The following is a 13,987-nucleotide window of genomic DNA, read 5'->3' on the forward strand; positions in this document are numbered from 1 at the left end:
CGTCATGTTCCGCCTCTCTCACATCCGTTCAACCGTCCGCACCGTCGCCACCGTGACCCTCGCTTCGATCGTGACCGGCTCCGTGCTTGCCGCCACCACGGTGAGCAGCAGCGCCGCCTCACACAAGGCCGGGGCGGGCAAGGCCAAGCCGACCATCGTGCTCGTCCATGGCGCTTTCGCCGACGCCTCCAGCTGGTCCGGTGTCGTCCAGCGCCTGCAGCGCGACGGTTACCCGGTCATCGCCACGGCCAACCCGCTGCGCGGTCTGGGCAGCGACGCCGCCTACCTGCGCAGTGTCCTGGACACCGTGAAGGGCCCGGTGGTCCTGGCCGGCCACTCCTACGGCGGCTCCGTGATCACCCAGGCCGCCGCCGGGGACCCCGACGTCAAGGCGCTGGTCTACATCGCCGCATTCATTCCGAACGTCGGCGAAAGCGCCGGCGAGCTGGCCGCCAAGTTCCCCGGCAGCACCCTGGGCGAGACCCTCGACAGCGCCTCCTACCCCCTGCCCGGCGGCGGCACCGGCACCGAGCTGACCATTCAGCAGGACAGGTTCCACCAGCAGTTCGCCGCCGACGTGCCCGCCACCACCGCCGCGATCATGGCCGCCACTCAGCGGCCGGTCTCCACGCTCGCCCTGGAAGAGAAGGCCACGAAGGCGGCTTGGCAGGACATCCCCTCCTACGCCCTGATCGCAGGCAAGGACTACAACATCCCGCCCAAGGCCCAGCAGTGGATGGCCGAACGCGCCGACGCCCCCACCGTCACCATCGACAGCGCCTCGCACGCGATTGCGGTCTCGCACCCGGCGGCGGTAACCGACCTCATCCTCCGCGCTGCCCGCGACACCCGCTGAACCACCGCAGGCCGCGGCACGACGCCCCGCAGCCGAGCAACCGTTGGCGGCCTCCGATGGAGGCCGCCAACGGCGTCTGCTCGGTTCACCCTCGCCGGCGTGTTCTCAGCGTCGCGATATGAGGGAATCAGTCCTCCGCCACGCCGACCCCCTCGGTGCCGCCGACCGGGTACTCGTAGAGGGGACGGCCCCGACTGCCGCTGGTGCGGAACGGTTTTCCGTGGTCGTCGATCCGGTGGCTCGGACGGACGGAGGGGGACGCGGACACCGATGGGTGCGTCGCGGAGGAGGCGGAGGACTGCTGGCTGCAGGGCACGTCGGTAGGGAGCGCGTCGTCCAACCGTTTCCAGGTCTTTCTCGTGGCCCGGCGTTTGTTCTTGGCGGACACAAGCTCCACGAGGTCGTTTCCGATCGCCCGGCAGCCGCCGGCAGCAGGGTGCTTTCCTGCTGTGCGGCCTTGAGCTCGGCGGCTTCAATGTTGCGAGTCAGGTGACTCCGAGCGACAGGACCGACGGCGACGGGCGGCCGCGGGCCCGCGAATGGTCTTGGAGAAGCCTTTCTTCGTCCCGAGGGGCTCGTCCTCCAAGTCCGTCACGCACACGAAGATGCCCCGGCGCGGCGCCCGTGCCCGCTCCAGGCCGCGCTCGAAGAAGCGCTGCTCGCCCTCGTCGCACAGTCCTGCCAGGCGCAGGCCAAGGCCGGGCGGCCCGTAGGGACGGGCGGCGGGCTTTCGGGTCACACCGTCTGCCTGCGGCCCCAGAAGAGGACGAACGCCGTCAAGGCGGCAGTCAGAGCGAGCACGACGCCGCCTGCGAGCCACTGCAGGCCGGCCATCTGCTGCATCGGCACGTAGTCCATCGCGAAGCCGACGACGTGCTTGGATTCCAGGCACGCGAAGCGCTCCTCTTCCTTCAGACCGAGGCAGGTCGTCCAGTCCAGACGCTCACCGGCACGGGTGACAAAGTCCATGTGGCCCACCTCCACTGCTCCGGCGGGCAGTTCGGGGGCAACGGCGCCGGGCCCGACGCCCTGGTCGCTGGTGACCGTGACGGCCTGGCCGAGGCCTCGCCGCCACCAGTCCCAGATGACTCTGACGGCCATGAAGGCGCCGAAGGTGACCACCATCGATACCAATGTGCGGCGCAGGAGCATGCCGGCTGCCGCCCCCATCCCGCACGCCAGCAGGGCGAGCGCCACCGGCACGATGCCCGTGGTGCTGAAGAAGATACCGCTCCACGTCAGGCCCGCGCTTCGTCCCTTGACAGGGGCCCACCACCAGCCGAACACGGCGGAGAGCACGCCTGTGACGGCGACGACGACCAGGGCGGTCAGTCCGAGCTTCGCGGCGATCCAGCGGGCGCGGCTGACGGACTGTGCGGTGACGAGCTTGGCGGTACCCGTCTCCAGATCGCCCGCGAGGAGCGGCGCGCCGACGAAGACACCGATCAGGAGGGGGGCGTATCCGAGGTATTCCCCGAAGGTCCACATCTGATCGCTGTACCCCTCGAACTCGGCATCCCAGCCGGACTTCAGGTGGGGCCAGCCCTGCTGGTTCAGGTAGTCCATCATCTGCCCGCGCTGATGGACCATGTAGGCCACGGCGATGACGGTGAGGGCGATCAGGGTCCAGAAGGCGGCCCTGTGCTGCCGCCAGACCAGCCAGGCCAGACCGCTCAGCGGGGCGGGTCCGTGCTTGACCCGGTGCGTGGCCATAGCGGACTGGACGGACGAGGAGGAGGCGGCGGGGGTACCGGCGAACGTGCTCATGCGGCGAAGTCCTTGTGGAAGCCGGTCGGGTTCCCGGCGAGGGTGTCGTTGATATCGCCGACCCGTGCGCTGGAGCAGATCAGGGGCGATGTCTCGGGCGAGCGCAGATACGCGAGCAGCAGCTCTTCGAGAGTGGGTGTCTGGGCCTGCCAGCCGTCCGCGACCGTGAGCGGTCGGCCGAGCCGCACCAGAGCCGTGCCCCGGCCCCGGTCGTTGCGCGACTTGATGACCTGGTGCCCGTCGGCGGACGGATGAAGGCCGTCGCCGCCGGTGAGCACGGCGTGGGCGGCGAGCAGTTCGTCGGTCTCGCCCGCCAGGCGCAGCGTGCCGCCCGCGATGACGAGGAGGTAGTCGCAGACCTGGTCCAGCTCGGCGAGGATGTGCGTGGAGATCAGCACCGTGATGCCGCGTGCGGCGGCCTCGTACGCCAGCACCTCCATGAGCTCGTTGCGGACCAGGGGGTCGAGGTCCGACATGGGCTCGTCCAGGACGAGCAGGTCCGGGCGCTTGCCGAAGGTGAGGGCGAAGGCGACCCGGGTGCGCTGCCCGCCGGAGAGCGTCCCGGTCTTCGCGTCCAGCGGGACGTTGCCCGCGCGGACGATGGCCTCGGCCGTCTCCTGGTCCCAGCTCGGGTTCAGCTTGCTGCCCATGCGCAGGGTCTCGGCCACCGTGAAGCGGCGGAACAGCGGCTTTTCCTGCGCCAGGAACGCGGTGCGCAGGCTGCCCTCCGGCGTCTGCGGCGACGCTCCGAACACCCGCAGGCGCCCGGCGGTCGGCCGTGCCGTCCCGGTCACCAGGCTCATGAGGGTGCTCTTGCCGGCGCCGTTGGGGCCCACGAGACCGCAGATCCGCCCGGCGGGCAGCCGGAAGGAGCAGTCCCGCAGCGCCCAGCCACGCCGGTACTTACGGCCGAGCCCGTAGGCCTCGATCGCTGACTCGTTCATCAGTGGTCCGCTTCTGCGAGGGTTGGTCGCACCCGTCGATCGCGGGTGCGTGTGTGTCGGATGGGTGAGCGGCGTGGGGCCGGTGGCCGGCCGGTCGTCACCGCGGGACGGAGGCCACCGTGCGTACGCCGGCTCCGGCGAGCGTGGTGCCCGGCAGGGCGAAGTGGCGTACGACGCCGGACAGGGCGGCGGACCGTGCCGCCCGTCGGAGGGTGAGGAAGCCGAGCATGCCCCCGAGGGTGTTGGCGATCAGGTCGTCGACGTCCCCCGACCGGCCGTTGCTGAACAGCATGTACATCACCAGCTGAGTGATCTCGATCGTCGCGCTGGCGGCCAGGGAGCGCAGAGCGACCCGGCGCAGCGAGAGTTCCCGCTTCGCCGTCAGCAGGAACAGCATTCCCAGCGGGACGAACAGGACGATGTTGAGCACAAAGCTGGGGTCCATCCCCAGGACGCCGAGGAAGGGGACCACCTGGGTCTTCGTGTACCAGGGCGTCAAGTTCTGGCTGGGGTCCACGATGATGGGGAAGAACGTGAAGTGCAGGAAGCCCGCCGCGTACAGGACGGCCAGCACCCGGGTCAGCGCCGGTATCCCGTACCAGCCTGAAGCTTTGCGCTTCACACGCACTGCGAGCAGCACGCCGAACGCGAGGAGCAGAGGTCCCAGCACCTCCCACGACTCGATGCGGAAGTTGAGCTTTTCCACGGCATGCTCCAGATGTGATAGACGGCAGAATCCGCGAGATGGAAACGACTCTGCCCGGCCGCTCAGCGGAGCGGATCCGGCGAAAGACAGAACTTGCTCGCCCGACTACGACTTTCGGCTGAGCGGTGTCCTCCCCCTGCCGTCCGGTTGGGCGAGAACGCGGCCCTTGCTGCCCTGGGACGTCGCCTGGGACAGCGCCGACCGATGCGCCACCCCGCACGCTGGCACCGCACCCGCCCCGCCCTCTCCCTCACCGACATTCCGCACATCGCGTCGCCGTAAGGGCTATCGCTGTCCCGTAACTCCTGGTCACGGGTGAGATGATCACGGTGTGGCTGGTGTGATCACGGCGTCGGAGTCGTCCTGGATAGCCCCGTTCACCGGGCTGAGCCCGCGACAGTTCGGCAAGCTGATCACCGCGCTGCGGCGTGAGGGTGCGGACCCGTCCGCAAGGGCCGACCGTGGAGCCTGCCGCTGAAAGACCGGGTCCTGCTGGTCGCGGCGTTCTGGCGGACCAACCTGACCCTGCGCGGGCTCGCGCCTGTGTTCGGAGTGTCGAAGTCGGCCGCTGACCGCATCATCGACCACCTCGGCCCTGCGCTCGCGCTCCAGCAGCGCAAGCGGTTCCGTGTGGACGGCACCCTGGTTCCCACCCGCGACCACACCGTCGCCGAGCAGTCGAAGAACTACAAGTACTCGACCAACCACCAGGTCGTCATCGACGCCGACACCCGGCTCGTCGTCGCCATCGGCCGGCCGCTGCCCGGCAACCGCAACGACTGCAAGGCGTGGGAGCTGTCCGGCGCCAAGGATGCCGTCGGGAAGACCACGATGATCGCGGACGGCGGCTACCGGGCCACCGGCCTGGTCAATCTCGCACCGGCGCGAGAAGGGCCAGGCCGAACTCCCCGCCTGGAAAGAGGAACACAACGCGTCCCACCGCAAGATGCGGGCCCGCGTCGAGCACGTCTTCGCCCGCATGAAGGGCTGGAAGACCCTGCGCGACTGCCGCCTCAAGGGCGACGGCGTCCACCACGCGATGCTCGGCATCGCCCACCTGCACAACCTGATCCTCGCCGGGTGACGGAGGAAGATACAGATCATCCGCCATGACAGAGATCATTTACGGGACAGCCCTGACTCGTCCAGCCCGGCTGGGACAAGCGGACACGCAGCATGGTCACCACGGCGAACACCGCCGGTGCGGGACCCATTACATATACAGCAGGAATGACGACATTCACGTTCACGCCAGGCTCCTACGGCGTTCGGCAGCGGTTCCGATCATCTTCCGCAGAGGCGGTGCCCGCGCGGATAAGGCGAAAGGCAGGTCTTGGCCGGCGCGGCTACGACTTTCGGCAGAGAGAATGGCACCGTCCGCTGGCATACGCTGCATGGCATGCGCTTTCGTCACCCAAGGTCACGCCCTGGCCCCCGCCTCGTCGGCGCCCTGCTGCGGGCGGCCGCGATCTGCGCCGTGGTGGCTGCCGCCCTGTTCGACGTGCGCGCCGGCACCTTTCGTCATCCTGACACCGGAACTGCGCTGACGGTCTCGGCATCGGTGGTGGCGGCCACGCTCCTGGGTGTGCCGGCGCTCGCCGCTCGGGAGGTCAGGCCGTGGGCACTCACCTACGCGAGCGGAGTCGCGGCCGCCGCTTCGCTGGCCTGCACCGTGGCCATCCATCTCACAGCCGGTGACACGGACGCGTCGTCCGCCTATGGTGCCTTCGAACCCGTCGCGCTTCTGATCCTTCTGGCCGTTACCGCACGACAGGGCGCACCGGTGCCCGCAGCCGTGGTCACGGCGATGCTGCTCGCCGCGGTCATCACGCGTCCCTTGGCGGTGCGCGTTCAGGAAGGCGGCCTGATCGTCGCGTTCATGCTGACGCTCGTCGCCGTGACGGTGATAGCTGTGAGCCTGGCCACGCGGCTGGTGATGGCCGACCGACGGCAACGCGAACACCGGATCCGCCTGGAGCAGAGGCTCGCCCTGGCCAGAGAGTTGCACGACTTCGTGGCCCACCATGTGACCGGGATCGTCGTCCAGGCACAGGGTGCCCAGGCGGTTGCCGCCAAACGCCCGAACATGGTCGCGCCCGCGCTGCAACGCATTGAGCAGACCGGCGTGGAGGCACTGGTCTCACTGCGCCGCATGGTCGGCGGGCTCCGCGCCGAGGACATCGACGCTCCGCCGACCGCACCGGAAGGGATGCGTGATCTGCGCGACCTGGTCGCCAACTTCAGCCTGCACGACGTGTCCGCGCGACTCACCGAGACCGGTCCCACCGACACGCTGCCGTCGGACGTGGCCGCCGTCGCTCACCGCGTCACGATGGAATCGCTCACCAACATCCGCAAACACGCCCACGGCTGCCGCCACGTCCACGTCCGCGTGCAGGTTCTCCCGCAGCAAGCCGTCGTCGAGGTCAGCAACGACGGAACGGTGCGCCAGACCTCCTCCCCGGGCTACGGGCTCAAGGGACTGGAGGAACGGGTCACACGGCTCGGCGGAACGTTCCGGGCCGGTGCCACCACGGACGGAGGCTGGCTGGTCCGCGCCTGCCTGCCGCTCGCTCCGGCCGGGACGGACACGCCGTGATCCGGGTACTGATCGCCGACGACCAGGCCATCGTGCGCACCGGTATCGCCATGATCCTCTCGGCCGAAGACGACATCGAGGTGGTCGCCGAGGCCGAGGACGGGGTCGAGGCCGTGGAACAGGCCGCACGGCACCGGCCCGACGTCGTCCTGATGGACATCCGTATGCCGCGCCTGGACGGGCTGGACGCCCTGCGCGCGCTGACCCGCCCCACCGCGGACCACATCCCGAAGGTGGTCATGGTCACCACCTTCGACGACGAGGAGTACGTCACCAAGGCGCTGCAGTCGGGCGCCTGCGGTTTCATCCTCAAGGACTCCGGCCCCCGGCTGCTGGCTGAGGCGGTGCGAGCCGCGGCAGGGGGAGACTCGCTCATCAGTCCGTCGATCACGGTCCGTCTGCTCCGGCAGTTGATGGCACCCGGTACGCGACGAGCACCGGACACGGTCCTGTCCCTGCGGGAGGCGGACGTGGTCAGGCTCGTCGCCCAGGGACTCACCAACGCCGAGATAGCTCACGCCCTGTGCATCACGGTCGGGACGGTCAAGACCCACTTGGGCAACATTCAGAGCAAGCTCGCCGCCCGCAACCGAGTGGAGATCGCCGCTTGGGCGTGGCGGGTGGGCCTGGCCCATCAGGACTGACACCTGGCTGGCGGAAATTCGCCAACAACGGCTTCATTCCCTCCCGAAGCGGCGGGTTGGCGAGAAAACAGCCGGGATCTGGATTCCCGTCCATGACAGTCATTGTGAGTACTGTCACAGCGCAATCTTTCGTACGGCGGTCGAACCGTACTGACTTCCCAGCCGTTATGCGGTGGTGAAGTACCACCTTGGATGTGCTGCACGAGAGAAATCTTCAAGCTTAAGTGCTCACTTCCCTCCTGGTCGGCGCGGGCGTGATCGCAACCGTTGCGATCACGACCTCAGCAGGTTCGTCATCCCATAACCGCACCGACGGACGAATGCCTGGACACCAACCTCAGCGCTGTGTACATGTCACCTTGGCCTACGACGGCCAAGGGAAGGCGATTCTGTAACCGAACGCCCTTCCATAGCGAGGCGTCACGCTCTCGCCGTGACGGTGGCGTTCAGCGGTCGGGAGGCTGACCGCCACTGTCATGGGGCACGGATATTCAGCGGTACGCGGCCCGGAGGGAGGACTGTCCCCGCTCAGTCTCGCCTCAGTTCGAGAAGGGGACAGCATCAGCGGCGGACGTGTGCCAGTTGGTGACGATCGGCTTGTCGACGACGAACGAGCCGACGCTCAGGGACACCGGGTTCGGGTCACCGTTGGAGACGGAGACGATGAGGCTGCTCAGCTCCTTGCCGCCGTCCTGGTTGGTGGTCTTCGGGTTCACCCCCGCGTAGGCGGTGACGCCTGCGCGCAGCGTGATCTCCTGACCCACGGACTGCTCCGCGGGCTTTGCGGCCGTTCCGTCCGATCCGAACGCCACGACCGGCAGCGCGGCGGGCATGACGCAGGTGATGCCCGGCTTGGCCTTGGCCTTGATCAGGTAGTAGCCGCCGGCCTGGGACTCAGAACTCACGCTCCAGGAGATGTCGTTGGTACCGCAGCTCTGCCCGTAGCCGCTCTTGTCTCCGGCCGTGTCGTTGCCGTTAGTACCGGACTTGTCCGATGAGCCGCTTCCCGCGGCCCGGCCGCCGGAAGACTTCGAAGCGCCGGAACCGCTGCTTCCGCCGCTCTTGTGCCCGCCCTCGCCGCCGCTGGGCGCCGTCGGGCTCGCCTGGCCGGCTGCCGCCGGGGAGTCCGCGGCGGCGGTCGCGGCGGGCGACGTACCAGCCGACGCCGACGGCGTGTCACCGCCCTGGCACGCGGTCATCAGCAGGCCCGCGCCGAACGCGGCGGTGACGGCAAGGGCGGTGCGCAGACGGCGGTTCATTTCGGGTTTCCCTTCCTGGGGGGCAGATGCGGGGGCACCAGGTGCGCGGTGCCGCGCGTTGACATCACCATCACGGCCACTCCTGGCTGCCGGTTCGGTGCTGTCTCGCGTCCATGACGCCGCTGTCACGCGCCTGTGACACAGCTCCGGCGGAACCCGGGACAAAGCGGGCCCCACGTCCGGCGGGAGGCTGAACCGGTCCGTGGCGACCTCACCTGAAGCGCAGGTGAAGGCGGCAGCGGACCTGCGCCCCCACCCATGACGGGGAGCCCTTGGATGTCCCCACGCCTGACCTCCCGCGTGGGACGCGCCACGCGTGAAGCCGTGCACGCCAAGCTCACGCTCCTGGTGAGCCAGGGCTCCCGCGGCGAGGTGCCTCCTGACCGATCTGGTGGGCGGGACCACCGCGCCCGTCCCCCTGGCGGTCGCTCTCCGACCGACGGTTCACTGGACAGGACCCAGAAGACCTACTTAGACTCTCTGTCTAGAAATGGAAGTGAATTAGAATCCAGTGTCGGAAGGTGCGCCATGGACCACCTCGCAGCGAGCGCGAAGGCGGACGAGCTCAAGGGTGTCGTTGCCGCCGCCTCGATCGACGCGGACGAGCACTTCATCCGCGAGGCCGAGAAGATCGCTGTCGCGCTCGGCCGCATGTTCCCGGGCCTGTGCGAAGTGGTTCTGCACGACCTGCGGGATCCGGAGAATGCGATCCGGGCGATCGAGAACAACCTCTCCGGCCGCAAGGTCGGTGACTCCGCCACAGAGCTGGGCCTGGCCCGCATCGCCGACCCGGAGTACCCCAGCGTCATCCAGAACTACCCCAACCAGTTCCCCGACGGCCGCCCGGTGAAGAGCACGTCCATCGGCATCAAGAACGCCGAGGGCGAGTACATCGCGGCACTCTGCCTGAATCTCGACGTATCCGTCCTGTCACCCGTGACGCTCGCGTTGTCGAACCTCGTGGCCACGGACACCGAGCACCGCGAGCAACCCCTGGAGACACTGCGCGACCGCAACGCGCGCGAGCTGCGTCACGTGGTGGAGGCCCATGCCGCGGAACGCGCCGCGACCCCCCGCTCGCTGAGCCGGGAGGACAAGAAGGAACTGGTGCGGCAACTGCAGCGCGACGGCTACTTCGACTCGCGCGATGCCACGCAACTCATCGCGGACCTGCTCGGCGTATCCCGGGCGACCGTCTACAACTACGCCAAGTGAGCCGCTCATGACCGCCGCCGGATCGACCAATCTGTTGCACATCACCGAGGAGCAGACCGCCGCGCTCGTGGACGAGGAGCTGGCCCTCGAAGCGGCCCGTGCCGCCTTCGCCGCGACGGTGGACGGCCCGGTCTTCCCCAGTCTGGCCGTGCACGGCTCCGATCCGCGCAACCGGTTCACCCTCAAGCCGTCCGCATCCGCGACGCACGCCGGGGTGAAGATCGGCACCTACTGGCCGGGCAACCCGGAGCACGGGCTGCCGCGCCACCACTCGACCCTTCTGCTGTTCGACCAGACGATCGGCCGGATCGCGGCCGTCCTGGAGGTCGGCACCGCGAACGCCTACCGGACCGCCGCGGCCGACGCCCTCGCCGTCGATCTGCTGGCCCGGCCCGACGCCGCCACCCTGGCCGTGTTCGGCACCGGTCACCAGGCCGCCTACGAGATACGAGCCGTCAGCCGGGTCCGCCCCATCGGCGAGATCCTGATCGTGGGACGGAACTGCGACCATGCCACGGAGATGGCTTCCAAACTGACGGCACAGGGCCACAACGCCGGTACCGCCGGCGCCGAGGAAGCCTGTGCCCGTGCCGACGTCATCGTCACCGCCACCACCGCCCGCGCAGACGGCCCGCCCCTGTTCGACGCCGACTGGGTCCGCCCCGGTACGCACCTGTCCTGCATGGGGGCCGATGCCCCCGGCAAGCGGGAACTCCCACCGGAACTCTTCAGCGGCGCACGCGTCTTCTGCGATCTGCCCGAACAAGCCAGCCGCATGGGCGAAAGCCAGCACGCGCCCGCAGCGACCATCCTCACCCCGCTCGGCGAGGTCCTCACAGGACGCGCCGCGGGGCGCGCCGACGACAGCGACATCACGCTCTTCGACAGCTCCGGAATCGGTCTGCAGGACCTCTATCTGGGCCTGGCCCTTCTGAAGAAGATGGACATCTCCCTATGAACAGCCCCATGAGCACCACACCCTCCACCACTGCCCGGACCCTCGCCGACCCGGACACCCCGTTCGCCGTCGTCGACGTCCACAAGACACGGCGCAACATCGCACGCCTCGCCAAGCGGGCCAACCAGCTCGGGGTCACCCTGCGCCCACACGTGAAGACGGCCAAGAGCCTCGACGTCGCCGCCCTCCTGCACGACGACACCCCCTGCCCCGTCACCGTCTCCACCCTCGCCGAAGCCGAGGCGTTCGCAGACGGCGGCTACACGGACATCACCTACGCCGTCGGCATCGACCCCCACAAACTCCCACGCGTCATCGCCCTGCTGCGCCGCGGCGTGCGCCTGCGCATCCTGCTTGACAGCGTCGAGCAGGCATCGTTCGTCGCCGAAGCCTCCCGCCAGGCAGGCCTCCCCATCCCCACCCAGATCGAGATCGACTGCGACGGCCACCGCGGCGGCCTCAAGCCCGACGCCACCGCGCTCCCCGAGGTCGGCCGCATCCTGAACGACGCGGGCTGTCTGGACGGCATCCTGACCCACGCCGGCGAGTCATACTTCGCCTACACCGCTGAGGAACAGCGCCTGGCGGCGAAGAACGAACGCGACACCGCCGTCGCCGCGGCCGAGCGACTGCGCGCGGCCGGCCTGCCCATACACACTGTCAGCGTCGGCTCCACCCCCACCGCCCACGCCGCCGAGGACCTCACCGGCGTCACCGAACTGCGCGCAGGGAACTACGTCTTCTTCGACCTGGTCATGGCCGGCCTCGGCGTCTGCCACCTCGAGGACCTCGCCCTCTCCGTCGTCGTCACCGTCATCGGCCACCGCCCCGAGTACGGCTGGATCATCACCGACGGCGGCTGGATGGCCATGTCCCGCGACCGCGGCACCGCCGCCCAGCAGACGGACCAGGGCTACGGCCTGGTCACCGACCTGAACGGCAACCCGATCCCCGGCCTGGTCATGACCGCCGCAAGCCAGGAGCACGGCACCCTCACCGCCCGCGACGGTGCCCACCTGCCCGACCTGCCCGTCGGCACCCGCCTGCGCATCCTGCCCAACCACGCCTGCGCCACCGCGGCTCAGCATCACGGCTACCACGTCGTCGACGGCACCCGCAGCACAGACGCCGCGCCCGTGATCGAGGCTTTCTGGCAACGCGTCACCGGCTGGTGACCTGCCTCGGCGTCTCGGGCCGGTGTGGCCTCGAGGGCGCCGGTGGCGTACGTCGCCGAACGAAAGAGCAATTCGCTGCTCCGATGCCGATTCGCGCGTTGGCAGGCTCAATTGCGTCGCCGACCGGCAGGCGTCTCCCGCCCGATAAGAGCAGCACAGTGGCACCGACCATCCCCGGCTTCGACCACCAGCGCCTCGGTCACCGACGGCGTGCTCCCAACGCCACTGTCTGCGGCTCGCGCCTCCCGACCGTGCTCCTGCACGGCTTCCCGCAGATACGCCTGATGTGGCGGCACGTCAACTGTGGCCAGTTCATTGGCCGATGCGGCCCAGGACCGGACCGCCGCGGAGTTCCGCAGACTCTTGGCTCGCTGAGCACGCGTTACCGACGTAACCGGCTCCTCAACCGGCTGATGACCAGGACCATCCCGTCACGGCCCAACTGGCCCCGGGCCTGGGCTGAAACGCGGCGAGCGGTGAGCACCTGTTACCGATGTGCTGCTCTCACGGCACGCGGCACGCCCGCGCGACAGATCGATGGCAAGAAATCGACAAGGTTCGTCCAAGTCTGTCCCACCAGTGTGAAGCCGCCTCGGGGCTACCCAGGGCAGCCACAACAAAAGCTGATCGATGAACAAGGACGCCAGCACGATGAGGCGGACCACGGACGCCGGGCCTGGCACGGGCACCGACGGCATGCCGCGCCACTCCGACGAGGCCCTGAGTAACAACTGTGAGGAGTTCATCCGGAGGCTGTATGCCGAGCACGGCACGCCGCTCCTGCGTTTCGCCGCACGCCTGCTCGGTGGTGACTGGCACCGTGCGGAGGACGTCCTCCAGGAGGCCGCGATCCGGGCGTGGAGACATGCGTCCAGCCTGAGCGTGAAAACGGAGGAGGCCCGAGCCTGGCTGTACACCGTCGTGAAGAACCTCGTGATGGATCACCACCGCGCTCGGCAGATCCGCCCGCCGGAGGACATGTCGTGGGAGCTGGATGTCGTCTCCGTGACGGACGGCATCGATGGGATGCTCATGTCTCAGGTGGTCAGGGACACCTACGCTGAACTGAACGGACAGCACCGCGAGATAATCAATCTGATGTACTTCATGGAGTGCAGTGTCGCCGAGGCCGCAGCACACCTCGGCATACCCGCCGGAACGGTCAAGTCCCGTTCCTACTATGCGGTGCGCGCGCTGAGGAAGGCCCTGTCCGACCAGGGAGTCATCGGCTGAACCCGGCGGAAGGGCGCGGCGAGACCGTGGGAACCTGTTTGTCTCCGAGCGGGCGCACCGGCTCCTACGGAGCATGCCGGATCCCGGTGCCCGGGGGACAGGCACCGAGAGCCGACCGGCCGGCGAAAGTGGATCGCACCTCGCCCGGCATCCGGCTCTACGAGCGAAAGTGCCGCGTGGTTCACTCCTGCGTCGAAAAAAGCCGGACCGGACGGAGTGCGGACGACCACCTCAGAGGCTGATGCGCAGCAGCCTGTTCCCGTCGGAGGAAAGGACTTCCGACGCGGCGATGTCCCGGGGACTCAGCGAACTGCTTCCGGTCACTCTGAGCGCGTCAGATGCGCCCGGTGCGCCGTACCCCCCGCTCCGGCACGTCCCTGGCAGGAGTGACGGGACCGCGCCGCTTCTCGTCACCGTACGGGGCGGTCAGCGCCCCACCGCCCGCGAGTACCCCGGCGGCGAACGCCACCGCCAGGGCGACGTAGGTACGGCTCCGCCAGGCGATGTCGGCGGGCTGTTTGCTCCGGCCGGCGTTGGGCGGCGGCTGTGGTGCCGTGCCCGCGCGCAGTCGCGCGATGGCCCGCTCGGGGTCCGGTGCCGGCACTCCGTCCCACTCGTGCGGAGCCACCGC

At 68.9% G+C, this 13,987-nt stretch carries 13 protein-coding genes and 1 pseudogene; 8 read left to right on the forward strand and 6 right to left on the reverse strand.

Features of this window, described 5'->3' with window-relative positions; translation table 11 throughout:
- Positions 1–4 precede the first annotated feature (4 nt).
- Positions 5–856: an alpha/beta fold hydrolase gene (locus tag ACFVJQ_RS42595; protein ID WP_385791086.1), complete on the forward strand. Its 852-nt coding sequence runs from the start codon at positions 5–7 to the stop codon at positions 854–856.
- A 127-nt stretch (positions 857–983) separates the two neighbouring features.
- Here the strand turns inward: ACFVJQ_RS42595 and ACFVJQ_RS42600 are convergent, their stop codons facing one another.
- The 4 genes from ACFVJQ_RS42600 to ACFVJQ_RS42615 all read right to left on the reverse strand — a co-directional run bounded on the left by ACFVJQ_RS42600 (position 984) and on the right by ACFVJQ_RS42615 (position 4,273).
- Positions 984–1,124, reverse strand: coding sequence for a hypothetical protein (locus ACFVJQ_RS42600; RefSeq protein ID WP_385791088.1), 141 nt, complete (start codon positions 1,122–1,124; stop codon positions 984–986).
- A gap of 467 nt (positions 1,125–1,591) precedes the next feature.
- Complete coding sequence (locus tag ACFVJQ_RS42605) at positions 1,592–2,623, reverse strand: ABC transporter permease (protein ID WP_385791090.1); 1,032 nt, start codon at positions 2,621–2,623, stop codon at positions 1,592–1,594.
- Positions 2,620–3,567, reverse strand: coding sequence for an ABC transporter ATP-binding protein (locus ACFVJQ_RS42610; protein ID WP_385791092.1), 948 nt, complete (start codon positions 3,565–3,567; stop codon positions 2,620–2,622). Before ACFVJQ_RS42610 ends, ACFVJQ_RS42605 begins: the two co-directional genes overlap by 4 nt.
- Positions 3,568–3,664: 97 nt before the next feature.
- A complete protein-coding gene (locus tag ACFVJQ_RS42615; RefSeq protein ID WP_385791094.1) occupies positions 3,665–4,273 on the reverse strand; it encodes a VanZ family protein in 609 nt (202 codons plus the stop codon).
- 331 nt (positions 4,274–4,604) lie between these two features.
- Here ACFVJQ_RS42615 and ACFVJQ_RS42620 point away from each other — a divergent pair.
- From ACFVJQ_RS42620 to ACFVJQ_RS42630, 3 genes and pseudogenes are all read left to right on the forward strand, one after another.
- Positions 4,605–5,357: pseudogene (locus ACFVJQ_RS42620) on the forward strand (transposase).
- Between the two features lie 249 nt (positions 5,358–5,606).
- On the forward strand, positions 5,607–6,872 hold the full coding sequence (locus ACFVJQ_RS42625; RefSeq protein ID WP_385791095.1) for a sensor histidine kinase: 1,266 nt from the start codon (positions 5,607–5,609) through the stop codon (positions 6,870–6,872).
- A complete protein-coding gene (locus ACFVJQ_RS42630) occupies positions 6,869–7,516 on the forward strand; it encodes a response regulator (RefSeq protein ID WP_385791097.1) in 648 nt (215 codons plus the stop codon). The genes ACFVJQ_RS42625 and ACFVJQ_RS42630 overlap by 4 nt, the downstream gene beginning before the upstream one ends.
- Before the next feature lie 539 nt (positions 7,517–8,055).
- Here ACFVJQ_RS42630 and ACFVJQ_RS42635 read toward each other — a convergent pair.
- Positions 8,056–8,775: a DUF4232 domain-containing protein gene (locus ACFVJQ_RS42635; protein ID WP_385791099.1), complete on the reverse strand. Its 720-nt coding sequence runs from the start codon at positions 8,773–8,775 to the stop codon at positions 8,056–8,058.
- 528 nt (positions 8,776–9,303) lie between these two features.
- Here ACFVJQ_RS42635 and ACFVJQ_RS42640 point away from each other — a divergent pair.
- The 4 genes from ACFVJQ_RS42640 (at position 9,304) to ACFVJQ_RS42655 (ending at position 13,356) form a co-directional block, all read left to right on the forward strand.
- The gene (locus ACFVJQ_RS42640) at positions 9,304–9,990 is read left to right on the forward strand and encodes a transcriptional regulator (protein ID WP_385791101.1); all 687 of its coding nucleotides are present in this window, start codon (positions 9,304–9,306) and stop codon (positions 9,988–9,990) included.
- Between the two features lie 7 nt (positions 9,991–9,997).
- On the forward strand, positions 9,998–10,948 hold the full coding sequence (locus tag ACFVJQ_RS42645; protein ID WP_385791103.1) for an ornithine cyclodeaminase family protein: 951 nt from the start codon (positions 9,998–10,000) through the stop codon (positions 10,946–10,948).
- Between the two features lie 8 nt (positions 10,949–10,956).
- On the forward strand, positions 10,957–12,123 hold the full coding sequence (locus ACFVJQ_RS42650; RefSeq protein WP_385791105.1) for a DSD1 family PLP-dependent enzyme: 1,167 nt from the start codon (positions 10,957–10,959) through the stop codon (positions 12,121–12,123).
- Between the two features lie 651 nt (positions 12,124–12,774).
- Positions 12,775–13,356: a sigma-70 family RNA polymerase sigma factor gene (locus tag ACFVJQ_RS42655; protein ID WP_385791107.1), complete on the forward strand. Its 582-nt coding sequence runs from the start codon at positions 12,775–12,777 to the stop codon at positions 13,354–13,356.
- Between the two features lie 334 nt (positions 13,357–13,690).
- On the opposite strand, the gene ACFVJQ_RS42660 is transcribed toward ACFVJQ_RS42655, so the two are convergent.
- A partial coding sequence (locus ACFVJQ_RS42660; protein ID WP_385791109.1) for a hypothetical protein occupies positions 13,691–13,987 on the reverse strand: 297 nt, incomplete at its 5' end.

Source organism: Streptomyces sp. NPDC127197, from assembly GCF_042672405.1.
Taxonomy (GTDB): domain Bacteria; phylum Actinomycetota; class Actinomycetes; order Streptomycetales; family Streptomycetaceae; genus Streptomyces; species Streptomyces flavusporus.